Source organism: Sphingomonas sandaracina (genome assembly GCF_036663695.1).
Taxonomy (GTDB): domain Bacteria; phylum Pseudomonadota; class Alphaproteobacteria; order Sphingomonadales; family Sphingomonadaceae; genus Sphingomonas.
Genome location: NZ_JAXOJK010000005.1, coordinates 217,293 through 243,655 on the forward strand (window position 1 = coordinate 217,293; position 26,363 = coordinate 243,655).

General features: G+C 60.4%; 20 protein-coding genes. 8 read left to right on the forward strand and 12 right to left on the reverse strand.

Annotated features, from left to right (window positions below):
- Positions 1-211 precede the first annotated feature (211 nt).
- Both U1707_RS15780 and bamA read right to left on the reverse strand, forming a co-directional pair.
- On the reverse strand, positions 212-2,671 hold the full coding sequence (locus U1707_RS15780; protein WP_332801016.1) for a TonB-dependent receptor: 2,460 nt from the start codon (positions 2,669-2,671) through the stop codon (positions 212-214).
- Between the two features lie 113 nt (positions 2,672-2,784).
- A complete protein-coding gene (gene bamA / locus U1707_RS15785; RefSeq protein WP_443025715.1) occupies positions 2,785-5,361 on the reverse strand; it encodes an outer membrane protein assembly factor BamA in 2,577 nt (858 codons plus the stop codon).
- A 214-nt stretch (positions 5,362-5,575) separates the two neighbouring features.
- Between bamA and U1707_RS15790 the strand changes: the two genes are divergently transcribed.
- From U1707_RS15790 to U1707_RS15800, 3 genes are all read left to right on the forward strand, one after another.
- Complete coding sequence (locus U1707_RS15790) at positions 5,576-5,902, forward strand: hypothetical protein (protein ID WP_332801017.1); 327 nt, start codon at positions 5,576-5,578, stop codon at positions 5,900-5,902.
- The gene (locus tag U1707_RS15795; protein WP_332801018.1) at positions 5,899-6,048 is read left to right on the forward strand and encodes a hypothetical protein; all 150 of its coding nucleotides are present in this window, start codon (positions 5,899-5,901) and stop codon (positions 6,046-6,048) included. Before U1707_RS15790 ends, U1707_RS15795 begins: the two co-directional genes overlap by 4 nt.
- A gap of 216 nt (positions 6,049-6,264) precedes the next feature.
- Positions 6,265-9,096 carry a TonB-dependent receptor gene (locus U1707_RS15800; RefSeq protein ID WP_332801019.1) on the forward strand — a complete coding sequence of 944 codons (2,832 nt, stop codon included), beginning with the start codon at positions 6,265-6,267 and terminating at the stop codon, positions 9,094-9,096.
- A gap of 620 nt (positions 9,097-9,716) precedes the next feature.
- Here U1707_RS15800 and U1707_RS15805 read toward each other — a convergent pair.
- The gene (locus tag U1707_RS15805) at positions 9,717-10,328 is read right to left on the reverse strand and encodes an integrase core domain-containing protein (protein WP_332801020.1); all 612 of its coding nucleotides are present in this window, start codon (positions 10,326-10,328) and stop codon (positions 9,717-9,719) included.
- Between the two features lie 133 nt (positions 10,329-10,461).
- Here U1707_RS15805 and U1707_RS15810 point away from each other — a divergent pair, with 133 nt between their 5' ends.
- Positions 10,462-11,121 carry a hypothetical protein gene (locus U1707_RS15810; RefSeq protein ID WP_332801021.1) on the forward strand — a complete coding sequence of 220 codons (660 nt, stop codon included), beginning with the start codon at positions 10,462-10,464 and terminating at the stop codon, positions 11,119-11,121.
- 1,496 nt (positions 11,122-12,617) lie between these two features.
- Here the strand turns inward: U1707_RS15810 and U1707_RS15815 are convergent.
- Both U1707_RS15815 and U1707_RS15820 read right to left on the reverse strand, forming a co-directional pair.
- Positions 12,618-13,853, reverse strand: a complete 1,236-nt coding sequence (locus U1707_RS15815; RefSeq protein ID WP_332801022.1) for an alpha/beta hydrolase — start codon at positions 13,851-13,853, stop codon at positions 12,618-12,620.
- Positions 13,850-14,848 carry an acyltransferase family protein gene (locus tag U1707_RS15820; protein WP_332801023.1) on the reverse strand — a complete coding sequence of 333 codons (999 nt, stop codon included), beginning with the start codon at positions 14,846-14,848 and terminating at the stop codon, positions 13,850-13,852. Before U1707_RS15820 ends, U1707_RS15815 begins: the two co-directional genes overlap by 4 nt.
- A 308-nt stretch (positions 14,849-15,156) precedes the next feature.
- Between U1707_RS15820 and U1707_RS15825 the strand changes: the two genes are divergently transcribed.
- Complete coding sequence (locus U1707_RS15825; protein ID WP_332801024.1) at positions 15,157-15,519, forward strand: hypothetical protein; 363 nt, start codon at positions 15,157-15,159, stop codon at positions 15,517-15,519.
- A gap of 544 nt (positions 15,520-16,063) precedes the next feature.
- Here U1707_RS15825 and U1707_RS15830 read toward each other — a convergent pair.
- The 4 genes from U1707_RS15830 to U1707_RS15845 all read right to left on the reverse strand — a co-directional run bounded on the left by U1707_RS15830 (position 16,064) and on the right by U1707_RS15845 (position 19,583).
- Positions 16,064-16,708 (reverse strand): TetR/AcrR family transcriptional regulator, encoded by a 645-nt coding sequence (locus U1707_RS15830; protein ID WP_332801025.1) that lies wholly within the window; start codon positions 16,706-16,708, stop codon positions 16,064-16,066.
- Between the two features lie 270 nt (positions 16,709-16,978).
- Positions 16,979-17,833, reverse strand: a complete 855-nt coding sequence (locus U1707_RS15835) for a LytTR family DNA-binding domain-containing protein (RefSeq protein ID WP_332801026.1) — start codon at positions 17,831-17,833, stop codon at positions 16,979-16,981.
- A 418-nt stretch (positions 17,834-18,251) separates the two neighbouring features.
- Positions 18,252-19,259 (reverse strand): MlaA family lipoprotein, encoded by a 1,008-nt coding sequence (locus U1707_RS15840; protein ID WP_332801027.1) that lies wholly within the window; start codon positions 19,257-19,259, stop codon positions 18,252-18,254.
- Positions 19,260-19,421: 162 nt separating this feature from the next.
- Complete coding sequence (locus U1707_RS15845) at positions 19,422-19,583, reverse strand: hypothetical protein (RefSeq protein WP_332801028.1); 162 nt, start codon at positions 19,581-19,583, stop codon at positions 19,422-19,424.
- Between the two features lie 113 nt (positions 19,584-19,696).
- Here U1707_RS15845 and U1707_RS15850 point away from each other — a divergent pair, with 113 nt between their 5' ends.
- The 3 genes from U1707_RS15850 to U1707_RS15860 all read left to right on the forward strand — a co-directional run bounded on the left by U1707_RS15850 (position 19,697) and on the right by U1707_RS15860 (position 23,234).
- Complete coding sequence (locus tag U1707_RS15850) at positions 19,697-20,632, forward strand: LLM class oxidoreductase (protein WP_332801048.1); 936 nt, start codon at positions 19,697-19,699, stop codon at positions 20,630-20,632.
- 65 nt (positions 20,633-20,697) lie between these two features.
- Positions 20,698-21,909 (forward strand): MFS transporter, encoded by a 1,212-nt coding sequence (locus U1707_RS15855; protein WP_332801029.1) that lies wholly within the window; start codon positions 20,698-20,700, stop codon positions 21,907-21,909.
- Positions 21,910-22,244: 335 nt separating this feature from the next.
- Positions 22,245-23,234, forward strand: coding sequence for an alpha/beta hydrolase (locus tag U1707_RS15860; protein ID WP_332801030.1), 990 nt, complete (start codon positions 22,245-22,247; stop codon positions 23,232-23,234).
- Between the two features lie 220 nt (positions 23,235-23,454).
- On the opposite strand, the gene U1707_RS15865 is transcribed toward U1707_RS15860, so the two are convergent.
- The 3 genes from U1707_RS15865 to U1707_RS15875 all read right to left on the reverse strand — a co-directional run bounded on the left by U1707_RS15865 (position 23,455) and on the right by U1707_RS15875 (position 25,728).
- Positions 23,455-23,955 carry a glutathione S-transferase family protein gene (locus tag U1707_RS15865; RefSeq protein ID WP_332801031.1) on the reverse strand — a complete coding sequence of 167 codons (501 nt, stop codon included), beginning with the start codon at positions 23,953-23,955 and terminating at the stop codon, positions 23,455-23,457.
- Entirely contained in the window at positions 23,949-24,614 is a 666-nt protein-coding gene (locus tag U1707_RS15870) for a hypothetical protein (protein WP_332801032.1), read from the reverse strand. The genes U1707_RS15865 and U1707_RS15870 overlap by 7 nt, the downstream gene beginning before the upstream one ends.
- 487 nt (positions 24,615-25,101) lie before the next feature.
- A complete protein-coding gene (locus U1707_RS15875) occupies positions 25,102-25,728 on the reverse strand; it encodes a site-specific integrase (RefSeq protein ID WP_332801033.1) in 627 nt (208 codons plus the stop codon).
- Positions 25,729-26,363 lie beyond the last annotated feature (635 nt).

The window sequence follows — 26,363 nt, forward strand, 5'->3', positions numbered from 1 at the left end:
TGACCGGCCACGCATCGATCATGACGCAACAGTCTTGGCGACGAACGGTTGCTCCCATCCATTCGACTCGGACCATAGTATCGATCGTGGATGGCGAGGTTGCGATTGCGATCTCACACCCCCGTCGCCGGGTATATCGAATGGGCAACGGCAGCGCAGAGAGCCAATGACTGCCGAGAGAGGGACGGCACCGCCGCCCCTCCCTGGCCCCTCAAAACCCCATGTTGAAGGTCGCCGAAACCGCGCGTGGTGCGCCGATCTGGGCATAGGTCAGCGAGTTGGTCGCGCTGGTGCCGCTGAAGCCGCCGACATATAGTTTGTCGAACAGGTTGGTGACGTTCAGCTGCAGGAAGGTCTGGTCGTTCAGGCCGAGCGGCTTGAGCGACACGCGCGCGTCGAGGTTGACCAATGTGTAGGCCGGTGCCTTCGCCCCATAGACCTGGACACCGCCGATCACGACCGGCAGGTTCTGGTCGTTGACGTAGCGTGCGCCGGTGCGCTTGGCCTCGATGCCCAGCCGTATCGGCCCGGCATTACCCTCGGCGCGGCCGCCGAACGTGTAGGTCGGTGCGCCCGCCTCGCGCTTGCCGGCGGTCAGATAGGTCGTGGTCGCGCTTGCCTGTACGTCGTCGAGGATCTTCGACTTCAGGTACGACCCGAACACATAGAGCGTCAGCGGATCGGCCGGGCGATAGCTGACGCTGCCGTCGACGCCGTATTTGTGCACCGTCCCGAGGTTGCGGTAGATCGTGGTATTGGTCTCAAGGTCGTAGGACGAAGCCAGCCGGTCGTGGAACACCGTGTACCAGCCGGAGACTTGCGCCTGTAGTCGCCCTTGGCCGTACCGCAGGCCGGCATCGATATTGTCGGTCGTCTCGGGCTTCGCGCCCTCGGCGCCGCTGGTGCCTTCGGCATAATAGAAGCTGTTGTAGAGATTGTCCGTGCCGGGCACCTGCATGCCCTTCGAATAATTCGCGAACACGGCCAGCGGCGCGGTCAGCTGATACAGCAGGCCGGCGCTGGGCAGGACACGGTTGTAATCGAACGTCCGGTTCTGCGGTCCCTGGTAGTTGGGATACGTAGCCGCGATCACCGCATCGGTCGCGGCGTTCTGCCCCGAACAGATGAGCGCCCCGGTCGCGCTGGTGGTGAAGCAGTTATTGGTCAGGTCGCGCTTGAAGAACGGCACGCGTACGCCACCGGTAACGGTCAGCTTGTTGTCGAAGAAACGGCCGCGATATTCGCCGAACCCCTGGTTGAGGATCGCCTTGGAAAAGCGATCGCGCTTCTGGAGCGCGGTGCCGGTCGCGTCGAGCAGCGGGGCCGTGTTCGCGAACGGCGTGTTCGCAAGGCCATAGGCGTTGATCGTGGTCAGCTCGCCCGTCTGACGGTGGCGGCCATAGTCGAGGCTGTAGCCGACGCGCACCGTCTGCGTATCGCTGAAGTCGTAGCGCAGGCCGAGGTTGAGCAGATAGCGGTTGGTCTCGGTCGTGCTCGGCGCGCTGACCAGCACCGCGTCCCGGGTGTCCCCGTCGCCGTTGAGGTCGACGCCGCCGAAATAGGGCGTACTCCCGACATAGCCCGCCACCGACTGCCCGCCGATCGTCGTCGAGCCTTCCTGCGCGGTCGCGGTGCCGCCGCCATTGGCGAGCGTATAGGAATAGGCCGCATCGACCGTGACGGTCAGGCGGTCGCTGAGCGTGAAGCGCGAGTTGAGCCGCAGGTTCGCGGTCTTGGACGGGTTGTAGCGATAGTCATACGCGCCGAACCCGCAGGCGACGCCTGCGCTGCTGACGCAGTTGGCGACGTCGTAGAAGCGCTCGTCCTTGGTCTGCGGAAAGCGGTTGCCCGAGCCGGTGCCGACGCTGGTGCCGACATTGCTCAGCGGCACCGATCCGAAGAAATTGTTGATGTTGCGATTATAATGGCCGGCAAGCGAGATGAAGTCGCCGTTGTTGCCGATCGGTTGATAGATCTTGGCGTTGATCTGCGTCTTGTCGATCTTGCCCGTGTCGGTGAACACGACGTCGTTGGTCGATTTGCTGGCCGATATGAACGCGCGGGTGCCGAACTTCGTGAACACGCCGGTATCGACGACGCCGAACATACGCATGAAATCATAGTCGCCCGCCGACCCCGCGACATTGACGTGGAAATCTTCGGACGGGTTGCGCGTGGTGTAGTTGATCGTCGATCCGGTGGCCGACGCGCTGGGGCTGTCGACGTCGGTCGAACCGAGGCTGACGGTCACCTGGCCGATGAGTTCGGGGTCGAGCTGCTGGTTCGAATAGATCGCATAGCTGCCGGTATCGTTGAGCGGAAAGCCATCCCACATCTGCGATACGCGACTGCCGTCGAAGCCGCGAATGCTGAGGGTGCCGCCGGCCGAGCCGTAAGGGTCGTTGTTCTGGAAGCTGACGCCCGGCAGCATGTTGATCGTATCGTTGATCGACTGGCCCGGCGTCTCGTGCTGGATGAAGGTCGCGTCCAGCCCCACCTTGGCCTTGGATGTCGCCGGCAGCACCACACCGCCGACCGCCGCGTCGCCCGTCTTGCCGGTGACGACGATCTCGTCGAAATCCTGCGTGCCGGTCGACTGCGCGAACGCCGGCGTCGCGACGATGCACAACGAGCAGCCGAACAGCGCCCGCTTGAACGATACAATGCTCATGGAATTTGCCCCGATTAGGCGGCGTCCTGCACGCCGCTCGGGAGGGGCCGGTGGACGGTGGGGATGTCTGCGGTATGTCCACACATGTTACAGGGCTGTGATCAGAACTGGGATCAGAACTGCGTGCCGACATTGAACGTGATCAGCTTGGTGTCGTCGCCCGGTTCCTTCAACAACGCCTTCGCCAGGTCGAGCCGCAGTGGTCCGAACGGCGAGGCCCAGTTCACGCCGATGCCGACCGACAGGCGCGGGCTCGCCGAATTGCCCGAATAGGTCTCGCGGTACGACCCCAGCGAGTAGGTGTAGGCGGCGCCGGTGTTGACGGTCGTGCTGGCACCGGTACTGTCGAGATACAGCAGCTCGCCCGCGCTGTTGGTATATTGGCGGGTGCCGGCGACGCAGGCGGTCCCCGCGGCGGTCGCGGCTGCGCAGGTGTCGGTCAGCGTCGGCGACTTGCCGCCGAACACCGCGCCGACGTCCATATAGATCGACGGCTTCAGCCCCATTTCGCGCGCGCCCGATCCCAAGGGCAATTCGAGCTCCAGGCGTGCCTGGTAATAGGTGGTGCCGCCCAGCGCGGTCTGCGAGTTGCTGCTGTTGCCGGTCGACAGCGTCGCGGGGATCGTCGACGTGTCGTAATAGGTGCGTGTCACGCGCGGCCCCACGCCGCGGATATCGAACCCGCGCATCTGCGGATCGCCGAGATAGAAGCGATCGGTCAGTCGCACATCCTGCCCCAGCCCCTTGATGTATCCGCCCTCGGCATGCGCCGACAGGATGAAGCTCGATCCGAGATCCATGTACTTCGTGTAGTTGGCGGTGCTGCGGATATATCTGGTGTCGCCGCCCAGCCCTGCGAAATCCTGGCTGACGCTGAACTTGCTCCCCTTCGTCGGGCGGATGCGGCTGTTGGTGTTGTCGAACACCAGCGAATAGCCGACCGACGAGGTCCAGCGATTGCCGACCGCGTCGCACAGATACGCGCCGGCGATCGCCGGGTCGCAGGCACCGTTCGTGTAATAGGTGTCCTTGTCGAGCGTAACCTGATCGTAGGACAGCCCGTAGCGCGCGGTGGCGGACCAATATTCGGTCAAAGGCACCGCGGCGCGGATCTGGAAGCCGGTCGAGACCTGTTCGTAGGTGGTGTCGTTGCTGTCGCCCGTCGTGCTGTACGAGCTGTAGTCGCGGCGGAAGATATCGCCGCCGAGCGCCACGTTGGTGTCGAACAGATACGGCTCGGTGAAGCCAAGGCTGACCGATTTCGAATAGCTCGAGATGCTGGCATTGGCGCGCAGTTCCTGGCCCATGCCGCGGAAATTGCGCTGCGTGATGCTGGCCGAGGCGATGAAGTTTTCGAGGCTGGAATAGCCGGCCGACAGCTGCAGCTCGCCGCTCGCCTTCTCCTCGAGGTTGGTCTCGAGGATCACGCGGTCGGGTGCCGACCCCGGCAGCTGCTTGATCTCCATCTTGTCCTGGAAATAGCCCAGCGAGTTGATCCGGTCCTGCGAGCGCTTCACCTGGAAGCTGTTGAAGGCGTCGCCCTCCGCGAGGCGGATCTCGCGGCGGACGACCTTGTCCTTGGTCTGCGTGTTGCCGTTGATCTCGATGCGCTCGACGTAGGTGCGCTTGGCCTCGGCGATGTTGAAGTTGATCCCCATCGTCAGCGTGTCGGCGTCTTTCGCGAACTCCGGGTTCACTTCGGAAAAGGCGTAGCCGAACAGGCCCGCGGTCTGGCTGAGATTGTCGACCGAATCCTCGACCAGCTTGGCGTTGTACCAATCACCCTTCTTGAGCGGCAGCGTGGCGGCGAGTTTCTTGCTGTCGAAGTCGCGGATCTGGCTGTCGACGCTGACGTCGCCGAATTTATAGCGCTTCCCCTCCTCCACCACGTACGTGATGATGAAGTCCTTCTTGTCCGGCGTCAGTTCGGCCACAGCCGAAGTGACGCGAAAATCGGCATAGCCTTGCGTGAGGTAGAACTGGCGGAGCTTCTGCTGGTCGTAGCTGAGGCGATCCTGGTCGTAACTGGTCGCCGACGAGAGGAGCCGTTTGAAGCGCGCCTGCTTGGTCGCCATCTGCGCGCGGATCTGGTCCTGCGAGAAGACGGTGTTGCCGAGGATATTGATCTGGCGGACCTTCGACTTGGGGCCCTCGCTGACGACGAACACAACATCGACGCGGTTCTGATCAAGGCTGACCATCTTCGGATCGATCACCGCGGCGAACCGGCCGTGGCGACGATACAGTTCGATGATCCGCGCGATGTCCTGGCGCACCGCGGTCCGCGTGAAGATCTGGCGCGGCGCGAGCTTGATCTCCTTGGTGATCTTGTCGGTCTTGAGCGCCTTGTTGCCCTCGATGATCACGCGGTTGATGATCGGGTTCTCGCGGACCCGAAGCACGATGTTGCCGTCCTCGACGCCTGCGATCGAATAGTCCGCGAACAGGTCGCTGGCCTGCAGGTCCTTCAGCGCCTGATCGAGCGTCTCGGTCGTATAGGGGATCCCGACCCGCAGCTTGGTGTAGGACAGCACCGTCTCGGGTTCGATGCGCTGCGATCCCTCGACCCGCAGGGTCCTGATGACGCGAGAGGGCGCTTCGGCCCCGGCCGCCGTCGGCGCAGCCTGTACCGGCATGGCCATGCCCATCATGGCAAGCGCCATGGATCCGGCGCTCAAATCGAAAATCATGCCTGCGCTCCAGTGTGAACGGCGGCCTTTCGCGGTGCGATGTTTCCACGGAATGTTCCGACCTTTCCGGCCCATCACAGACCGGACACATCCCGATCGACTCGAGGGCGATGTGTCAGCGCGGAGTTGCGGGGGAAATGTCCCGGACACCGCGCGTAGCCAAGGAGATGCGCCGGGACGCACGACATCGCGGCCCTTAGCGAAGGAGTATACTATGCGTGTCGCCATCAAGGGCGTTCCGACGTCGGAACCCGAACCCATGCCGGCCCTGCCCGCGCTCATCGACAATCCGTTCGCGCCGGAAGTGTTCGCGACGGGCTTTGCGGGGCTCGCCAATCTCAACGGCGTGATCGTGCTGACACTGGAGAGCGCTCGCTGCGACCATGCCCGCCAGCCACCGTCGGTCGACCGCGTCGTCGTCGGTCGCATCGTCCTGACCAGCGCCGCGGCGCAGGACCTGGTGGCCGGGCTCAACCAGTTCCTCGAACAACAAGGCCTGAGCCCGAGCAAGGCGATGGCCGCCGGAGCAACGTTCCAATGACCTATACGAACGGATATCGCGCCATTCGCCAGCGCTGGACGATCGCCTTCGGCGTGCAGCTGCGGTCGCGGGGCAAGCTTGTCACGCCGTTCGGGCTAGTGGCCGGGCCGAACGAAGTGAAACCGACGCGCGTCGTCTTCACATAATACACCGCTGAAATATTCGAGAAAACAACAGTCACCGTGTAGATGCATTCAGTGATAAAGAGTGCCTGGAAAGCAACAGCAATCAATGATGACGTTTCCATGACGGATTCCTCATTGTCGAACCACGGACCAGTCTTCAGACCCTGAGCGGCGGACCCAATCCGTACCGCACATATCCACCACAATGTTCAACGTCGTGGATCAGGGAGTAACGACATGCATCTAGACTTTCGCAAGCGTCTTCTGGCGTCTACGCTTCTGCTTGGTATCGCGACGCCTGCCTGGGCGCAGACAGATCCAGCCCCTGCGACTGCGCAGGATGCCGCACAAGGATCGCCGGCCCCCGCTGAGGGCGACGCGATCGTGGTGACCGGATCGCGTCTCGGCGGGCTGCAACTCGACCAGGCGTCGCCGATCTCGGTGGTGAGTTCGCAGGAAGTCGCGCTGTCCGGCCAGGTCAACGTCGAGAACATCATCAAGGACCTGCCGCAGCTCGTTCCCAGCGTGACCAGCGCATCCAACAATCCCGGCGGCGGCGTCGCGACGGCGGATCTGCGCGGGCTCGGCTCGACGCGAACGCTCGTGCTGGTCAACGGGCGGCGGTACGTCGCGTATGATTCCAACCAGGTGGTCGATATCAACACGATCCCGGCCGGCCTGATCGATCGCGTCGACATCGTCACCGGCGGCCGCTCGGCGGTCTACGGCTCGGATGCCGTCGCGGGCGTCGTCAATTTCGTGATGAAACGGGATTTCACCGGCGTTCAGGCGAACGCCAATTACCGCATCAACGAAGCCGGCGACGGCGGTACGTTCAACACCAACATGCTGCTCGGGGGCAATTTCGCCGACGGGCGCGGCAATGCGACGCTCTATTTCGACTATACCAAGCGTGACGGCATCCTGCAGGGCGCCCGCGACTATTCGCGCCAGGCGCTGGTCGACGACGGCGAGGGCGGGCTGATCGCCGGCGGATCCGGATCGATCGAGGGCACGCGCTTCGCGATCGGCGGCGTCAACCGCAAGTTCGAGAGCGACGGCAGCTACACCCCGTACAACTCGGCGACCGACGCCTATAACTACGCGCCCGACAATTATCTCCAAGTCCCGCAGAAGCGGTTCCTGATGAGCGCGCAGACGCATTACGAGGTCAGCAGCGCGTTCAACGTTTATGCCGAGGGGCAGTTGGTCAACAACCGCGTCAAGAACCAGCTCGCATCGACGCCGTTCACCGGCTCGGTACAGCTCGACGCGGATTCCTCGTTCCTGTCGCCCAGCTCGCGTGCGTTGCTCGGCGGTCTCGACACCGATGGCGACGGCTATGTCACCTCGACCATCTATCGCCGCCTGACCGAAGTCGGCGCGCGTGTCTCGAGCACCGACAACACCGCCTATCGCGCGCTGCTCGGCGCCAACGGCGATCTGGGTGGCGGCTGGAACTACGACGCCTATTACAGCTATTCGAAGACCCGCTCGGTCGAGAAGCAGACCGGCAACGTCTCGCGCAGCCGCGTGCTGCAGGCGTTGAAGACGACCTACGACGCAAACGGCAATCTGGTCTGCTCGGACGCCAGCAACGGCTGCGTTCCGCTCAACATCTTCGGCGCGGGCAACATCAGCGAGGCGGCGGCGGCGTTCATCTCGATCCCGACGCAGAATACCAGCACGATCAGCGAGCAGGTCGCCAGCGCGTCGATCTCGAACACAAACCTGTTCGACCTGGGTGCAGGCCCCGCCGGAATCGTGTTCGGCACCGAATATCGCAAGGAGCAGGGCAGCTACGACCCGGACTATGCGCTCAGCTCGGGCGACGTGGTCGGCTTCAACGGCGGCGAAGGTCTGGGCGGCGGATACGACGTCAAGGAAGCCTATACCGAGGTCGCGGTGCCGTTGCTGGCGGATAAGCCGTTCTTCCACCGGCTCGAGGTGAACGGCGCGTATCGCTATTCCTATTATTCGACCGCGGCGAAGTCGGTGAACACCTATTCGGGTGGCGCGGTCTGGTCGCCGATCCGCGACGTCAGCTTGCGCGGGCAATATTCGCGTGCGGTGCGCGCACCGACGGTCAGCGACTTGTACAGCGGATCGTCGCAGGATTTCCCGACCGCGACCGATCCGTGCACGACCGCGGTGGCAGTCACCAACACCAACTTGAACGCGAGCTGCCTCGCATCCGGGGTACCGGCGGCACTGCTCGGCACCGCCTATGACGGCGGCAGCACGCAGATCCAGACGGTCAATGGCGGCAACCCGAACCTGCGCGAGGAAACGTCGGACACCTATACCGCGGGCATCGTCTTGCAGCCCAGCTTCCTGCGCGGCTTCTCGTTCACCGCCGATTACTACAAGATCAGCATCGCCAACTACATCTCGACGGCGGGCACCGCGAACCTGATCCGCGCATGTTACGGCGATGCGAACAACAACTTCACGCCGTACAACACCAGTTACTGTTCGTCGTTGCCGCGTGATTCCAACAGCTATGCGATCACCGACGCGGAGAACGCGCTGTCCAACACCGGTGGCGTCAAGACCCGCGGCGTCGACTTCGAGGCCCGCTACGGTACGGCGCTCGGCTTCGGCGCGTTCGGCAGCGACACCAGCCGGCTCGACCTGCGCTTCAGCGGCACGCGGCTGATCGCGTTCGACTACAACCCGGTCGCGGCGATCCCCGACCTGACGCTCAACTGTGCGGGCAAGTTCGGCGTGACCTGCGGCAACCCGTATTCGAAGTGGCGGCTGTCGACCCGCGCGACCTATGCGACCGGGCCGGTCACGGTATCGGTGCTGTATCGTCACCTGTCTTCGGTAAAGGACGACGACAGCACGACGACCTATGCGGTCGAGCGGATTAAGGCGTATAACTACTTCGATCTGACCGCGGCGTTCGAGGTGAAGCCCGGCTTCACCTGGTCGGTCGGCGTCAACAATCTGTTCGACAAGCAGCCCCCGATCCTGGGCGACAACCAGGAGCAGGCGAACACCTATCCTTCGACCTACGACCCTTATGGCCGTGCGTTCTTCATGAGCACGAGCGTCAAGTTCTGAACGGCCGGTGGCGGGGTTCGCCTCGCCACCGTACCGATCGAGCCGTGCCGGATCCGGCCCAAGCCGATTGCCACCCGGACGGCAATGCCGCCGCTTTGTAGAACGTGCATACGAACCGTTACGTTTGATTACCAAGAGCCTGTGTTTGGTACCGCAGTTGCGGCCTAGATGAGGGGACCCGAAGAAAAGGTGCCGCCATGCTCGCCCTCCGTTTGCCGTCCCCATCGTCGCGATGACGACCGCCCAGCACATCGCCGCCGACTGCGCGCGGCATATGGTCGTGGATAACGCGTCGACCGTACGGAGCCAAGAACGCGGGTCACAGCCGTTTCCTTCTTCGCGCAGCAGCGCCCACGGTAGCTGCTGCCGGTAAGATCATCTCCGGCGAATGAAGTGCGAGCTATGCCAAGTCAGGCAAGACTCGGTTCGGTTGCTAGGGCGCCGTCAAAGAAGGTCAGACACGTTCACAGCAACCGGCGGCGACCGATTTCGTGCGGGCTGAACCGTTAGCGCCCACCTCGAACATAAGGTCGAAATGTCAAACCTCGGTCACCAGATCGCGATGGCCAGGGCGGCTGTTATGAAATGACAGTGGTGCGATGTGACGTGACCCCCGCCTTTCATCCAGCTGCAACCAGAGACCGACCGTTGTTGTCGCGCAGGAGCGCGGGTGAAGCAACGGACGGGTTTAAACCCGCCCGTTGCTTTTTGAGTTCGGCGGCAAAGGCGGCCGGTGTGGCGTAGCCGAGCGAGGAGTGTGGCCGCTCGGTGTTGTAGTCCTCGACCCAGCGGGCGAGGATCGTGCACGCCTGGCGGACCGTGAAGAACAGCGTCTCATTGAGTAGCTCGTTGCGCATGCGACCGTTGAAGCTCTCGACGAACCCGTTCTGCGTCGGTTTGCCCGGAGCGATATAGTGCCACTCGACGCCGGCATCGCCCGACCACGCCAGCACCGCGTTTGAGGCCAGCTCGGTGCCCCCTTCGACTTCGCTCAGGACAGGATTGTCGAGCATCGTATCCGCCAGCAGTCGCTTGAGCCGCGCATTCTCCTCCTCGAACGCCCGCAACCGCTTCGCATCGGACACCTCCAGACCGCCGAACTTGGCCTTCCAAGCGTAATAGGTCGCGCTAGACATCCCGTGCCGACGACACAGATCCGTCACCACCGCACCTCCCTCGGCTTCCTTCAGGATGCCGATGATCTGCTCTTCCAAAAACTGCTTCCGCTTCATCTGTCCGTCCCTTTCCGGGGGCGGACTCTAGCTTCAACTGGAGAAAAAAGCGGGGGTCACGTCAGCCCTCATCGATGCGGGTCACGACCTGTTAGTCTTAGTCGGTTAGTTCGGCAGGGCACGGGAGCGAGCCATGGCCGGATTTGTTGTTCTTCTATGTCTTTTGCTTCTCTTGGCCCTACCGGTTCTCGGGCTGTACTTTTGGTATCGATGGCTCCGCGCGAGGTGGGTCAATGCGGGCAACGAGCATCACGGTGAAAGGATAGCGATCGTTTTAGCCGGCGCTTTGGCGATCAGTTCACCGTATTTGGCCTTAAAGGCCAATGAACTCCGTTTTGTGTTGTCCCGAGTTCCTGAGCCACTTCATGTCTCATGGATTGAGTATCGGCTCGAAAAATCCTGGGGCATTGGCATGCCGGGAGACAATGAGACCGGGTTTATCGTCTACCGAATGATGAGTGGAAGCGCCGATTGGGCTCGAAAACAAGGACAGCATCTTGGAGCCACGCTCCCAGGTAGCTTAACAAAGTGGCATCAAACGCCTGTTGGTGAGAGCGGATCCCATAATAGCTGGCGCCAGTATGACAGCACTTCCGAGCCGCACGGTCACAAAGCAAATCTTGTCGAGTATCTCGACAAGTACAGTTTTTCGATCCCTATCGAGAAAGGACGGGATTCCGAAATAAACTATGCAATACAGAACCCCAGCTCATTCTACTCCTATGAACGCGGTGGCGGTGTAACGGTCATCGATCCGAGGCGAGGAAAGATATACTTCGCTTATGCAGGGTGAAGGCTATGCCTAGGAGTTGAGCTTGATGCAGATTTTTAATTTTTGCATCATGTATGTCCAAACGGAAAGGAAAGCGATCAGGCTGCTTCAGGCTTCGGGTAGCGACAGTACTCAGCGCTTACTCAGCTCAGTGCCGGCCGACGCCATCCCGGAAGCCTTGTTCAAAGTCGCTAACAGCCTCTTTTAGGCCAGCATATTGGGTGACGGCCACGAGGACGACGACTGCTGCAATCAGAAGGTGATTTCTTCCCGTTCGGCGACGTTCATCAGTAGCGTTCATGGGATTGTTCCTCACCTGTAAACTGCCTTACTCTATGACTGTGTCAGACCGGAAGCAACTGAGACGACAGCCAAGATTTGCCATATATCGAATGAACGACGGCATCCAGGCACCGCGATAATCGCGCTAAACGGCGACGATTGACCGTTAGTAGCCGACCACTTGGTAGATGATACTGACATCTGAAACTTGCTCGTTCTGCTTAAATAGCCTTGATTTCGCGGCATATCGGACGAGTAGGCGGTCGGGAGAAAGCCACTTAGTCTCGGCCCACGATCCGTCCCAACTGCCAGCGCGGGCGGCACCATGGTCATCATCTGCAATGAAGGCATTTCCGGAACCGGAAGGGTTGCCGCTAGCGTCCAATACCGAGATTTACGTAGAGAGGCCCGCGGTCGCTCCGCAATCACGCTGGAACAACACCGCGACGTGTTTGCCGTGAGGCGAAAGGCTGCGCGAAACTACGGTGTTCTGGCAGACGTCCGAACACCCTGAGCAGATCATCACCGCCGTGAGTAGTGCGGCCCTCATCCATGCGGATCGTATCAGTGGCATTCCGGCCGTCAACGGTGGGTTTGGGCGATTCCGTCATTCCGACCTTTCCCAAAAGGGAACCGTCAGCGAGAAGGTGCGGCGTTCTCGGAATCGATCGAATTTTGGGGATCTCCGGGTTGGAGAGGTTATCGGCCGCTATCGCCGTATTCGCGATTGGGCCTCGTTGAGGCTTTCCCGGCTTGCGCCGCCTGTAAAATCATGATCAACCGCTTCGACGGGATCGTCTTCCCAACCGCAAAATTGCAGATTTCCCAGTTTCCATACTCGCCGATCGCGATCGAACCGCAGCACCGACAGCGTAGCCTTGGCGTTGAGGAAAGCATTTCTTCTGACATTGGAGGAGTATCGCTGTGGTAGCCCCTATCTGCAACTCAGCGACTTAACCTGATCCGCCCATTCCCGGTTAGGATCGGATTTCGAGAATGCCTGTGCTCAACGGCAGGCGGTTTCACTACGGAGTCGGTTGAGTATCTTTGTGCCCATCCCTCGTACCCGTCGGGATCGAGTTTGGGAAATGGGGGAAGGAAAGCGGACTGGCGGTGTTCAGGGGCTCACGCCGGGAAACCTGGCACGGAATGCATCCGCCAAATGCACTAGATTTTGCATCGGCGGATGCAGATTTTGCCGTTTTTGGGCTGACGCGAAATCCGCGAGTTTTGGATCAGGAACGACTGGCGATTGTTTCCAACGGCACTGCGACGCTCGAATCCGGTCCTACATTGTTTTCGGTAAGGAAACGAGCGACGACTTGGATCACGGTCTGGTTCGTGATGCTGTCGAAAGTCGTGTTGAAATCATGACCTGAGTAAGGGAACATCACCAGCCGGGCCTCGCCGCCTTTAGCGGCTAACCGACGCGCGAAGTCTTCTATCGCCGTAGCCGGTAGCAGAGGATCGTTGACACCGGCTAGGAGCAGGGTTGGCGGGTTGGTCGACCCAATGTAGCGGCGCACGTCTACCGCAGCGTAACGTTTGGGATAGCGCTGCGGCGACCCTCCGAGATAATTCGACATGTACGAGCGCTGCAGATCTCTCAGCTCCCCTGCGTGCTGCCAGGATCCTAGTGCATCGATTAGTGGGGCCTTGGCTACGACGGCTGCGACGCGAGGAACACGCGGCCCGCAACTCGCATCGTGAGCGCCGCTGTCGGCTGAATAGGCTGCGGCGATTGCGAGGCTTCCACCTGCGGAAGTGCCGCTGAGAGTTAGTCTGGAAATGTCTATGCCGAGTTCGGCAGCGTGGGCGGCTGTCCAGGCCAGCGCGCACCGTACATCATGAGTCGCCAGATCCCAGGTTGGGCGATCAGGACGTGCCAGCCGGTAATCAATACTGATTACCGTCCAGCCGGCGTCCGCGTAACTGCGCCTATTCGCTGCACCCATCTTGCGCGTGCCTTCGACAAAGCCACCACCATGAACGAACATTATGACCGGGCTTGATCGATGCGGCAGGGTCTGACGAGGACGATAGATGTCGAGCCACAACGGTTCGCCGCGCGGTGAAGAGTAGACACGGCTTTCGTCAGGGGCTGCGTTCTCGCTGATATGACGCGTCGAGAGCGTACTGACCAAGTTTATACGTGCTCCATTGCTCTGAGCTATATAGAGAAAATGGGCAAGCACCCCACTGGCCAGTAACGCTGTAACCGATGCCATTGCGATGAGACCCCGTGCAGCAGGAGTCGCACGGCGGGTCTGGGCGATGAGGCCGGCGGCGAGCGACGCCAGCGAGAACAAAAGAAACCAGGGTGCCCGGTTGGGCACAACGTCGGCCGCGTAGATTCGAACCCAAGGGATAACCGGCACGATCGCCGACATCAGGAAGATAAGGCATGGGAGGATGAGTAACCAGGCACAGGTTACGGTGCCCGTGCGCAGCAATTGCCAGATCGTCGTCATTGAACGATCTCCTGCGAAGGAGTGAAAGAGGTCGATGCGGTCGTGATTGTCACTGGCTCCGGACGTGGCGAAAGCCCAAATATCCGCCCGGCGCGGGGCAGGCTGCCCCATAGGGCTCGTGCAGCCATGAGTGTCAGCATCGAAAACATCAGCATCGGCAAACCACGCACGCCGCAGGCTGCCCACAGACCAAACGCCATCGGATGCCACAGATAGAAGAACAGGCTGTCGCGTCCGACAGCCGCGATCAGAGGGACCGAAAGCGACAAACTTCGGACCCGGGGCAGCAGACAGATCAGCGGCATGCACGACGTGAGCTCGGCCGCCACTTCGGCGGTAAGGCTAGGCGTCTGATGTAACGCGCACCACCACGCGAATCCGATCAACGCAAGCACTATTGCGGCACGTTCTTTCCAAGGGTCGGGTTCGCGGCATGCAACCCATAAACCGTAAAAGAAATAGATTGGGTAAATGAAGAAGCGCCGGTCCGGCATCCAGGGCGGCATCTGCGCAACCGAATGCCCTACACCGAACAGATACATGGCCGAGATGCTGATCGGGATGGCGATGCCCAACATAACCAACGGCGTGCGCCGGGCAACGGTTGCGGCCACAATGAACGCTATTATCACTGGTACGAACCAGAGGTGGAACGGTGGTTGGACGAAGATCGAAAAGGGGGTGAGAATGTCGAGCTGTTTGGTGATCGTCAGGTACACGATGCATGCCACTAACCAGGGCAGAACGAGCCGGCGCTGATATTTGCGCATCAGATGTAACAACGGAATCGCCCGCGCGCGTTCCAGATTGAACAGATAGCCGGTGAGGCCGATGAAAAGGGGCATGCGAAGCCCGGCACCGACCCAGGTCAGGAAACTCTGCCGTTGCGTCAATTCGGCAAAGTGGCCGAGGATGACGGCGAGGACAAGCAGTCCTCTGAAAAGGTCTATCCCGGAATTGCGTCTTTTTGTCGTAACGTCACCGATTAAAAGCATACCGCGCCCCCCGCAGCCTGCCTTAGCAGGGTGATCGTCAGCGCGCCGTTAACGCTCCTCGCGACATCTCGTTGATTCAGTTCATGGGGTGAGCGGCGGATTGTTCACGGGCAGAGCTGAACGAATGACCGCGTTCAGGATCCCTGATTGGTGACCCGAGCATCCGGCATTGGGCGACTGCCTAATCATACAGCCTGTAAGGTCGGCCCCGACCTACATGGTGGGCAACGCCATGCAAAAGTCGGGATTTGAAACGAGCGAGCCGGGCGACCCACGTCGTCGCCGTTCCGCGCCGCGCGACATAGCCAATGACGATAGCCTCGAAGATCGCGCGCGTTGAACCTCTGGACAGCGATGTTCAGGGCTGCGTACGGGAAACAGCATATTTATCTGGAGACGATGGGATGGCGAAACATGTCCATTTGATGATCGTCTTTGGGATCTTGACGGGGACGCTGGGTGCACCCTTGATCGCGAATGCCCAGACGCCGCTGCAATTCGATTGCGACGCACCGTTCGATCAATTTAGTACGGAGGCACAGATCGTGGCGCCGCCTGTTACGGTTGTCGGCACTATCTCCGCACTTGCGCTGGTATCGAAAGACTATGTTCCGTCCGCCAGTGGCGTGATCGTCAGCGCGGATGGTAGAACGGTGTGGGATTTCAGATGAATGCTCCAGCAGATGATGCGACGGAATTAGATGTCGATCACATCGAGATGCAACGCGGTTCGCAAGGAGACACCTCAAGGTCGCGTACCCTCCACTAAGGCGATACCCTTTACCTTGTCCGTCTCGAGGCTGGGCGACGTCATGGTCACTGTCGGCGCCATAGTGTTCACCGCAAAGTTCGCGCCGGTTGCGCGTGTGAAAGTGACCGCAACCTGTACCAGCGGTCATTTCAAATATCTCGGCAGCCTGTCAAATGCGAAAGCGGCGACCATATCCAGAACGCCGTAAAAGCCCGGACAGGATCATTGTGCTGAACAGATGTCCGCTTTCGGAAGCGCGATTTACCCACAGGAACGTCCGGGGATGGGCGCAATCAACTGGCAGCGCGAGGCTGACACGACCCAATTGCGGACGCTCAAGCCCCCTCCCCCGCCTCCCAACTTCGGACGCTGGTTCATCTTGAAGAAATGACCGATTTTGATACCCGGCTTCCTGCTTGGAATGGCGCAATGCTGAACTGCTCCACCGCCTGCATTCGATCGGCTTACGATGTGCGGTTTAACAACGAGTATTGATTCAGATCTGTTTGGCCGCGCACTACTATAATGATGGAGTCAGCTATCGCGTCCATGGTGTCTTCCACGGGTTTGTCAAAGACCGACCCATGTGAAATATATAACATTGCTAGACCGTGCATACTTGACCATGTATGATAAGCATGTTGTCGAACAATATCCTCGCTAAGCGACGGCGCAAGGCCCTTTATTGATTCGGTAAGTACATGCCAAGCTTCTATGTTTTCCGGCTTTCTTCTTTCCGCTTTAGCCGCGGGCTCGAAAAGCAACTGAAACTCTGGCCGGCACTCTATCGCAAACGTAAGATAGCCCTGACACAAGCGACGGAACCGCTCTTCTGCTGATACCTGCTGATCACTGCCCATGCATAAGCGTTGGGCAAAATTACGCCAAGCCAAGCGCCGGACGTCCTCAATCAAAGTTTTCTTGTCCGGATAGTAGCGATAGGCTGTCATAGGGCTAACGCCGACGGCATCGGCAAGCCCACGCATCGACAATTGCTGCACGCTCCCCGATCGGATCATCGCATAGGCGGCTTCTCGAAAGATCGTTTTCGCCGCTTCAAACTTCTCGGTGCCCGTCCACCGTGGCTTTGCCGTTGTAGAGGGTTTCATTCTGCGTCCCAACACTGCGAGTTCATGAACGTACGTAGCGGATGGTACCGCAGATTTGTAACGGGTACCGTTCACGGTGCGAGAGCCGCATCCAGCAGCGTGTAATAGCCGGATCGAAGCCCTACGCCGTTTCAGATTGACGCCCCCAGGGTATCCCCGACGCCCCCGCTATTTCCCATCTTAGCGGCGCTACTATGCAACTCATCGTAAGAAGCTTCGAGCCGCTACGCACGCGACCGCGAACGCACTGCATTTGCGAGCTGTGCTGAATCAGGCCCCCAGCAAGCCCCATGAATTGGTGGCTTGCGCGAGATAAGGCTGTGATACTGGAACGGACACCCCGTTGATCAACGTGAGTTGAGCGGTGCGCCCCGTCTTGCGTAACCTGGTGACCGCGTCGGTCGCAACCCACCAGGAGCGATGAACCTGAGACCCTGGGATGTGATCGATGCCCCGCAATGCATCGGAGAAGCGCATGAGTACCAAGGCGCTGCTGTTATGCGAGTGAACCCGCACGTAGTGGTCTTCGACCTGCATACAAAGGATCTCCCCTCTGACGTGGGCAGGTAGCCGATCAATCAACGCCGTGTCGGTCGGGCCCTCCCCCGGGATACCTTCCTCCATCAGACGCCCCTCTTCGCCGGGCTGGTCGGGTTTGGCATCCTGGACCAGTGCGACCAGCACGGCGTGAGAATGCGCATTGGTAACCCTCTCGACCATCCGATCCCCTAGATAGGTGCAGCCGCCGCAGAGCAGCACGACCGCAATGAATAGTTCGGTCACTTCCTCGGCGTAGGGCAGCCATCCGGTCATCATGTTGCTGGCTACGCCCGCAACGACCATCATCGGGAGTATCGCAAGGACGAAGGCTATGACGCGGAGCTTTGAGTCACCGCGTGAGCGCAAGCCAGGCACCTGCCAGACAAGCCAGTACGCGGCGAGGGACAGGACGAGCCAAGAGGCCATCAAGGACGACCAGTATCCCACCCTCCCGATCGCATCGAAGCTGTAGGTTCCGAACGGAGCGAGGAAGGCGAGGACCGCGGCAAATAGCATGGCGACAAACGTGCGACATGCCAGTTCCAGCAATCTTCGGTCAGCGCTGGAACTCGCGAACTCGCGCATTTTGAAGCGGCCTCCTTGCCGTTGCCGCCTTACGTATACGCCGTAAATTGTGCAACTGCGAAGAATCGCTAGCGATCATAGTTTTTGAATTCGCCAATTCTGAATTCAGAGGGCTTCGGTCATGTGCCGCTCGGCATGCGCCTGCTGAGCGTTGACGGATACCGCAGTGGATCCTCACGTCGCCCTCCACGTTGACCCGCGACGTCCGAGCTTGGCTCGACGACAACGCTACGGTGCTGGACGCAGTCGCTGAGACCTCGATGAGCGAAATCAGCGCTGCAAACTCCTGAGCCGTATCGAAGATAACGATCGCAGGCGTTCGCCCTCGGGGAACCCTCCAGATCAGTAGGAACTTCACGGTGCGACGGAGAGACTGATCCAGTTGCTCGCGGAGCGGTACCTCTTCTTCCAGTCGGCGTTATCGGGGCACGCCTCTGCGACAGTTTTCTTGTGATTTCGTCATAACCGGTACGGTCGACGGTTTAACCAAGTGGCGAGCGTTCCAGCTTGGACTATGCAGACGGTCGATTTCCGCCTTTCGTCTTTGCAGGTAAGCATTGCGGGTTGCTGGGTATGGATCCGGAGCTGAATGGAGGGTGGTGAGCGTTTGGTCGAATGCCACCCGGTAATCGAGCGCACTCAAGATGTTCGCCGGAACCGTATAGTATGACTTATTGAACGGCGTCCCGAGGGTTGCGGGCAAGGCAAGGCGGTCAACGCTTGTTCCGAAAAGGTCCCTCACCGAGGTGGGTCCGATGATAGGGAGGAATAGATATGGCCCCGGCCCTACGCCGTAATATCCCAAGGTGTTGGCAAGACTGTTTGGACGATGTGGAAGATTTATTGGACAGCGCTTTGCCATATCGATGACCCCGGCCACTCCTACCGTAGTGTTGACAGCAAATCGCCCCAAGGTCTCTATGGCCTTGCCCGGCTTGAGTTGGAACAGGTAATTTAGGAAGACTATGGGTTCCTGGACGTTGTCGAGAAAGTTATGTATCCCATCGCGCACCGGCTTGGGGAACGCTTTCCTGTACCCTTTCGCCAACGGTGCAACGACCGCGCCATCGACTGCATGGACCGCCTTGTAGGATTGGATGTTGGCGCGCGCTAGCGGATCGGCGTGCGATGGCCTACGGCCCGAGACGACGATGTCTTCGGTGTCCTCCGCCACGGGTCGTGCGTCTTCCGGGCTCAAATCGGGTAACGGCCGGTCATTGAGGTTCGTCGAAGCGGGGGGAGTCACAACGATCCCCTTGAATATCGTCCGCCGGCCGAGCGCCGACGCGTCGGGTTCCGACGGCGTTGAAGTGGGCGCCGGAATTTCCGTGAGGTGCGGAATCGCGCTGGATGGCGACGGTTGTTCCGGACCGTATAGCGGGACGCTCGCAAGCGTGATTACCGAACTAACAAAATTTAGAATCATGTGCCAATCCTCACGGCCAAAGCCACTGAATTCTCGCTTCCGTTCAGGAGCAGGGATTTGGTAACTGCGGGGCAACTGCTGCAGCAGCCCCCGAAGACATTCTTAGATACGCTGCAGGTCAGGCTCTTCCTTCGGCATCCATTCCCCAAGCAAACTGCTTGATCACAGATCTCGTCGAGTTGATGCGAGTAAGGAAGCAATAAACACGGTCAAGGGAAGCGATGCCGCCATGACCACAACTACCGCGATCATCGTATCGTCTAAAAGCGGCGCAGTGATGGCAATAGCACTGGAAATGACAGTAACCCAGACGATTGCCAACATTGCAATAGCTACTCTATTCAGAATAATCGCTCCAATACGATCTTGATCAACCGTCAGCGTATTCGTTTCAGAACGCGGTGTAATCGAGTCGCCACATTCGTGTATGACGTCCGATCCAGGAGCATCCGGGGTATTCCGGCGTCTTCAAATCCGGTCGCCTGACATTCGGCCTGGTAGCCCCGCTGGAGCCTTACGCGGGATCGCCGTGGCCGAAGCTCGACAACCACGCCGAAGCCGTGCAGCTGGTCGACGAGACGGATTTTGCCGCGATTTGGCTTCGCGACGTTCCGTTCTACGATCCGGGCTTCGGCGATACCGGGCAGGTCGTCGATCCGATGGTCTATGCCGGATGGCTAGCCGCACGCACGCGCCGTATCGCAATAGGCACCGCTGGCATCGTGTCGCCACTGCGTGACCCGTTGATCGTCGCCAAACAGGCTGCGAGCATCGATCGACTGAGTGGTGGACGCTTTATCCTGGGGCTAGCCACCGGCGATCGACCTTCCGAGTTCGCGGCGTTCGGAAGCGACATCGGAAATCGGGTCGAACGATACCGGGACGCGCTAGGTGTGATCCGCGCGGCGACCGAGCAATCCTTCCCCCAGCATTCTTCTCGCTTCTACGGTGCCTTGGACGGCGCGCTCGACATGCTGCCGAAACCCGTCGCACCGCGGCTGCCGATCGTCGCCATCGGACGCGCTGGCCAGGACTTCGAATGGCTGGGAAACAATACCGATGGGTGGCTATGGCATCTGAGCAATCCGGACAGGCTTGCCTCGGTCATCGCAGACTGGCGGAGCGGCAGCGAAGGTCGTTTCCGCCCCTATGGCTATGGCACCATGTTCGATCTCCTCGCGAATGCAAATGCACCGTTGGAGTTCAAGCAGTCGACCATGCGCGGAGGGCGCAAGGCCCTGATAAACCATTGGAAGCGACAGCGGGACGAAGGCGTGAACCACGTCGCGTTGCATATGAAGCCGCTGCAACGACCATTTGCAGACGCCATCGCCGAAATGGCCACCCATGTTCTGCCGGAGTTCGCGAAGTGATCAGCAGCAACCAGAGTCCGCACGCCAATCGGCATCCCACCACACCCCTTCCGAAAGGAAACGCCATGCCAGCCGCACTCTGGGCGCTTGCAATAGCAGCGTTCGGGATTGGAACCACCGAGTTCGTCATAGCGGGGCTTCTGCCGAGCATCGCGGCGGAGTTCGGCATCACGATCCCGATGGCCGGGAACATGGCGACCAGCTATGCGCTCGGCGTCTTCTTCGGCGCACCCATCACCATCATCCTGGGCGCGAGACTTCCCCAGAAGACCATGCTTGCGTGGCTGCTGGTTCTCTTCATTGTCGGCAGTGTCATTACCGCGACGGCGCCGTCCTTTGCCGTGGCCCTCGTGGGCCGCATCATCACGTCCCTGACGCATGGTGCGTTCTTCGGCATTGGCTCGATCATGGCGGCCGACCTTGTCGCACCCGGTCGCCGGACCAGCGCCATCGCCTTTATGTTCACAGGTTTGACCCTCGCCACGCTGATCGGGGCGCCTGCAGGAACGTGGCTAGCGCAGACCGTGTCATGGCGGGCGACGTTCTTCGCGATCACGGTGATCGGCGTCGTTGCCATCGCTGGTGTCATAATGCTGGTGCCGCGTGCCGAGCGCCATGAACCGCCGCAATTGCGGAAGGAGTTGGCGGCCTTCACCGACATCCGCGTTCTGCTCGCGATGGGAATCACGATACTCGGGCCAGCGGCGTTCTTCACCTCGATCACCTACATCGCTCCGATGATGACCGAAGTAGCAGGTTACACGGAGCGCTCGGTGACGTGGTTGCTGTCCCTGTTCGGCGCAGGTCTTTTTGTCGGCAACATCCTCGGCGGAAAGTTTGCGGATCGGGCGCTGATGCCGCTGCTGTACGTGACACTAACGTCACAAGCCGTTGTTCTCCTGGCCTTTTATTTCCTGGCAGGTAGCCAGATCGGATCCGCAGTCTGCATCTTCCTGATGTCGGTCTTCGGCTTTGCCACCGTCGCCCCCATCCAGAAGCTCGTGACGGACAACGCTAGGGCGGCCGGTGCACCCAACCTCGCCTCGGCGGTCAACATCGGTCTCTTCAACCTCGGCAACGCCATTGGCGCCTGGGCCGGTGGCACGGTCATTGCGCTAGGGTTCGGCTATGCCGCACCGAACTGGGCCGGCGCCATTCTGTCGGCAGGTGCTCTCCTCCTGGCTCTTCTGTCGGGGTGGGTGGGTCGGAAAGGCAGGCCATCACACGCCTTAGTACCCGTTGCGGCATCGCCGACGCAGCGGTACCTGCCGCGATGATCAGCTGCGATGACCATCTCCGCGTCGTCGCAGCTCTCGGCTGACCAGGCCTAGAAGCCGACATCCTATCGCTCCTTCATCGCAGCCGACTTCGGACGTTCGTTCAGGCACTAAAGTTGCCTTACGCTCGAGATCCAGTTGGTCGGCCAGAAGGCTCCGCGCCAGTGATGACGGGCGGTGTTTGACCTCCAGGTTTGCCATGGGGTGCGAGGCGGTGCTTGCTGGCGACTGTGCTAGCCGCGATGCACTTTAGACGGTAATTGACCTGCCCATGGACGGGTGAGTTGCACGAACGGTTGCGGCCGAGCAGGCGTTTGAGGAAACCGGAGCAGTAGATGAGCACTATCAAACGATCGATCCGGCTGGGGGTGCGCGAGATACTTTCACCCGCTTCGATCAGCCTAGAGGCACGCGTCAAGCTGGAACGGCTGATCGGGACAGATGGCGTGCCCGTCAATGCGCTCTTCGCCATGCCGGCGCCCGACGACGTTGCGGGATGGGAGAAGGTCAAGGCAGCGGTTGACGTCAACTATGCACGGATGCTGGCGGCCGCTTCCGACGTTCCGTCAGCACTGGTCGAGACGGCACATTTCGACGATGCGGTGGTCCATGTCGCCACGCCGTCGGTGCCGGTTGCGACGGATACGGTTTATCTGGAACTGCACGGCGGGGCGTTGGTCTTCGGCGGTGGCGACGCCTGCCGCCACGGCGCGCGCGTTCAGGCCGACCAGCTAAGATTGACCGTCTGGAGCATCGACTATCGCTTGCCGCCCGAGCATCGTTTTCCCGCAGCGCTTGACGACTGCTTGGCTGTCTACCGCGCTGCGCTCAGCCACCATGCGCCCCGCCGGATCGTAGTCGGTGGGCGCTCGGCGGGCGGCAACCTAGCCGGCGCGATGCTGTTGCGCGCCAAGGCCGAGGGCCTGCCGATGCCCGCGGGGCTGGTTCTGCTGTCACCGGAAGTGGATCTGACTGAAAGCGGGGACAGCTTCGCCGTCAATGCCGGAGTCGACGTGATGCTGCCGGGTTCGCTGATGGCGAATAATAGGCTTTACGCCGGCGAGGCCGATCTGGCCGATCCCTATCTCTCTCCGCTGTTCGGCGACGTGACGGGATTTCCGCCGACATTCCTTCTAACGGGCACCCGTGACCTGTTCCTTTCGAATACCGTGCGAATGCACCGCCGGCTCCTGGCCGCCAAAGTTCCGGCCGAGCTTCACGTATTTGAGGCGATGCCCCATGGCGGGTTCGGCGGCTCGCCCGAGGATCGAGAGGCTGCGCGCGAGGTGACCCGATTCGTGCACGAGCGGCTCTCACTCGTCTGAAGGCTGTCTACAAAGCTGGTGCCTGATCGGCATTTACTGCAGCTTGGCCCATAACCGGACGTTCATAGCCTCGATACAATTCCAAAAAACGGTCGTTCATTCAGGTGTTCGATCCAGCCAGCTCCGGTATACCGAACTGATGATTGTAGAGATAAAAGTACCGGTTTGTGCCCGCCGCTTTGGATCCTCGGCAAAAGCACGCACGAAGGTCGCGCAGCCTCTACTTGCGCCAATGCGGCGGATAGGCTGCGTCAAAGCCCGCAATCCGTTCAATCCTGGCGAGCCATGCTGATATCGATGGGTGGCTGTTGGCGAGATCGTCGAAATACAGCCCGAGAGCAACTGCATCTGGCCTGGAGCCAAACCGGGCAAGCATCTGGAGGATCGGCATCGTCGCAATGTAGGCCGCTGAGATCTTGCTGCCAGCGAGGTACGGATGGTGAGTTAATACGTCCTCCAGCCAATTTAGGCTCTCGGTCGCGACCACTGCTGCAGCATGCGTAGCTCCGGGGTCTTTGACAGCTTCACCGTACGATAATGCCCGAATAAGGCCTGTCTCGATTGGATCGCTGACGGTGTTGACCACCTCGAAGATACGTTGCCAGATCAGCCCGGTCTCTGCCGGGGTCTCGCCGAACAACGGCGGTGTTGGATGTGCGCTTTCGAGGAACGCCATGATCGCGACGGACTCGGTGATGATGACGCCGTCCGCGTTCAGCACTGGCACCTTGTCTGGTGCTGAGCCACATCGTCCCAAGCGCCTCGGCCAACGCCGTCGAGCGGTGGGAAGCGCAGACCATAGCGATGTCTGAGCGCTTCGGCCTGATAGCGGCGATAGTCGGTTGCGCCAGAGACGATGACGGTCCGGACCCAATCGATAATTTCGGCACGCTCGGCCGCCCGACGCTGATCAAGATCGTCGGGCAGGTGCCATGCCATGCGACGCCGCTCGGAATCGGCAACGTCCGCCAACTTGTGCCCGCGCGGCGCTTTTGCTGCCGCAGTCAATTTGTCGCGGAAATAGCCGCTCGGCAGACGGTAGCGCCGCTCGACGCGTTCAAGGATCTTAAAGCTCTGTAGCGTCGCTGGCATTTTGCGACCGAATTTCCAACTCTGGAATTTTTTGCGATCGAACGCCTCGTCTCGCGCGATGATGGCACGATGGAGATGGTGACAGTTGTCGCCATGACGTTCGAGATGAAGGGCGAAGGCCTCGCTGAATGTCGGCGGATCGTCCCATGTCAGCGCGACAGGTTGCGGAAACTCGACAACCGCACGCGGTTTCGGCCCTCTACTCTTTTGAAGGGACAGCGTGTCAGGCCGGGTAGCAGGGGTCTGGGTGAGATTATATGGGTCCCTGGGTGGAATGGCAGCGGGCACAAAATGGTCTCCTAAGCAGGAATTTGCTCGGACCGAGACGCCTGACGGTACGCTTTGCGCTATACTTGTGCGATCAGTTGCCCTGCCCGTCTTGCCATTATTTATTCTCTCCTCGCTGCTGGAAACCGCTCGTGCGGACAGACAGTCGAAACCTACCCCGAACCGCAGTCCTGTTGGTGTTGGCTTCGAAAAGCGCCCGCGGCGATCTGATGAAGCTGCCGAACTGCGATGGGGATATCCCGTTGGCGCTCCAAGCGATCGTCCCGTTATCCGCCAGTTCCGCGTGAGTGCGCCCGGTGCGCATTCATCAGGTCAGGGCCATGTAAGCCGAGCATATGGCTCCAGCTTCGCGTGAAAGAGAGTGACGGATAAACGCTCGTACGACCCCGGATGAGCGCCGCAAGGACGCTCATCCGGGGTCGCCCCCGCAAGGGGTGCTTGCGGGCCGGTGAACGGCCCGCGCCCTGATGGAGAGACCGGTTCCCGGTCAGCTCTGGTCGTCGTCTTCAAACTGGACCGGCTGCGGCTTGCGCCGAGCGTTCGGCTTGGCCCTCCGGACATTAACGGAGGCAGCGCTGATCATGTTCTTGATGTGAGCAGCATAGTGCTTCTGGATCATCTCGACGCTGGTGCGGCAGTTACGAGCGACGGCATACACATCGGCCCCCTCCATCAGCCGGAGACAGACATAGGTATGGCGAAGCGAATAGGCGGTACGCGCTTTGCCATCGCGATCGAATTTGAGACCGGCCTTGTCGAGAATGCCGTTAAAGAGCTTCACATGATTGCCGGGGAACACCTTGTCGGTTGGCCTGGGCAGTTCCGCCACGGGCGTCTCCGGCGCTTCCGTAATGCCGTCCAGCTCGCGGCGCCTGCGCTGCCGGCGGGTTTCGCCCTGAACCGGCTTCGGACGTCCTAACAGACGTTCATAGGGGCGAACCGCGTTCGGCATGCTCCTGCAGAAGCCAACGCCGCGCTTCCCCCGAACCTCGATCTCGAGAATACGCTGGCCGGTCTCGTCATCGACGACGATCTCGACATCGCGATGCTCAAGATTGGACGCCTCGTCCGGGCGCAGGCCGGTGTTCGCCATGAACAGCACATAGTCGTGCACCTGCTCGGCGTTCCAGCGATAGTGCTCGTGGAAAGGCTCCTTCGCGTAGGCGCCGGTCGCCTTGTAGAGCTGCTTGTACTCGGCAGGGCTGAACCAGGGCCGATGCTCGATCTTACTGGAAGCGCGGTACGGACTGGATATGTCCGGTACGTGCGAAAGCCAGCCGTGACGGACCGCGGTAGATGGATGCGCAGGCGAATGGCGTGCCCCTGGGTCCAGCGCACGCTGCGCTGACCCTCAGTGATCACCTCATACTCGCGGGTGAACTGTGAGGCTGCTTCTTTGAAGGTCTTCTCGCTTTTCAACACGCCGGCGTGAAGCTTGCCGCGCAGGCCGAGATACCAGTCCTCGGCGACCTGCTTGGCGAGCGCCAGATGTCCGTTCTGGTGCTCGAGCGGCGCTGCTTGTTGCCGACCTAGGCGGAGCAATGCTAGCTTCTGCCCTCTGCCCGCCTGTAGACCTGGACTTTCCCGCCCAGTATTTCGTGCCGCTGCATGACGACGCTACCGGTTTAAAGTGGACCAATGGGCGCAGTTTTCACAAACGGTGGCAAAGTGAATTTGTGCTAGCGGCGTGCTAACGCAAAAAAGTCCCCTGCTTGCGAAGGGGGTGGTCGGTATGTCGTTGTTTTGTTT

What these genes read in the sequence shown, in the direction of transcription:
- U1707_RS15780 (WP_332801016.1), bottom strand. Translation starts at nt 2,671, where the DNA reads ATGAGCATTGTATCGTTCAAGCGGGCGCTGTTCGGCTGCTCGTTGTGC.
- bamA (WP_443025715.1), bottom strand. Translation starts at nt 5,361, where the DNA reads ATGATTTTCGATTTGAGCGCCGGATCCATGGCGCTTGCCATGATGGGC.
- U1707_RS15790 (WP_332801017.1), top strand. Translation starts at nt 5,576, where the DNA reads ATGCGTGTCGCCATCAAGGGCGTTCCGACGTCGGAACCCGAACCCATG.
- U1707_RS15795 (WP_332801018.1), top strand. Translation starts at nt 5,899, where the DNA reads ATGACCTATACGAACGGATATCGCGCCATTCGCCAGCGCTGGACGATC.
- U1707_RS15800 (WP_332801019.1), top strand. Translation starts at nt 6,265, where the DNA reads ATGCATCTAGACTTTCGCAAGCGTCTTCTGGCGTCTACGCTTCTGCTT.
- U1707_RS15805 (WP_332801020.1), bottom strand. Translation starts at nt 10,328, where the DNA reads ATGAAGCGGAAGCAGTTTTTGGAAGAGCAGATCATCGGCATCCTGAAG.
- U1707_RS15810 (WP_332801021.1), top strand. Translation starts at nt 10,462, where the DNA reads ATGGCCGGATTTGTTGTTCTTCTATGTCTTTTGCTTCTCTTGGCCCTA.
- U1707_RS15815 (WP_332801022.1), bottom strand. Translation starts at nt 13,853, where the DNA reads ATGACGACGATCTGGCAATTGCTGCGCACGGGCACCGTAACCTGTGCC.
- U1707_RS15820 (WP_332801023.1), bottom strand. Translation starts at nt 14,848, where the DNA reads ATGCTTTTAATCGGTGACGTTACGACAAAAAGACGCAATTCCGGGATA.
- U1707_RS15825 (WP_332801024.1), top strand. Translation starts at nt 15,157, where the DNA reads ATGACGATAGCCTCGAAGATCGCGCGCGTTGAACCTCTGGACAGCGAT.
- U1707_RS15830 (WP_332801025.1), bottom strand. Translation starts at nt 16,708, where the DNA reads ATGAAACCCTCTACAACGGCAAAGCCACGGTGGACGGGCACCGAGAAG.
- U1707_RS15835 (WP_332801026.1), bottom strand. Translation starts at nt 17,833, where the DNA reads ATGCGCGAGTTCGCGAGTTCCAGCGCTGACCGAAGATTGCTGGAACTG.
- U1707_RS15840 (WP_332801027.1), bottom strand. Translation starts at nt 19,259, where the DNA reads ATGATTCTAAATTTTGTTAGTTCGGTAATCACGCTTGCGAGCGTCCCG.
- U1707_RS15845 (WP_332801028.1), bottom strand. Translation starts at nt 19,583, where the DNA reads ATGTTGGCAATCGTCTGGGTTACTGTCATTTCCAGTGCTATTGCCATC.
- U1707_RS15855 (WP_332801029.1), top strand. Translation starts at nt 20,698, where the DNA reads ATGCCAGCCGCACTCTGGGCGCTTGCAATAGCAGCGTTCGGGATTGGA.
- U1707_RS15860 (WP_332801030.1), top strand. Translation starts at nt 22,245, where the DNA reads ATGAGCACTATCAAACGATCGATCCGGCTGGGGGTGCGCGAGATACTT.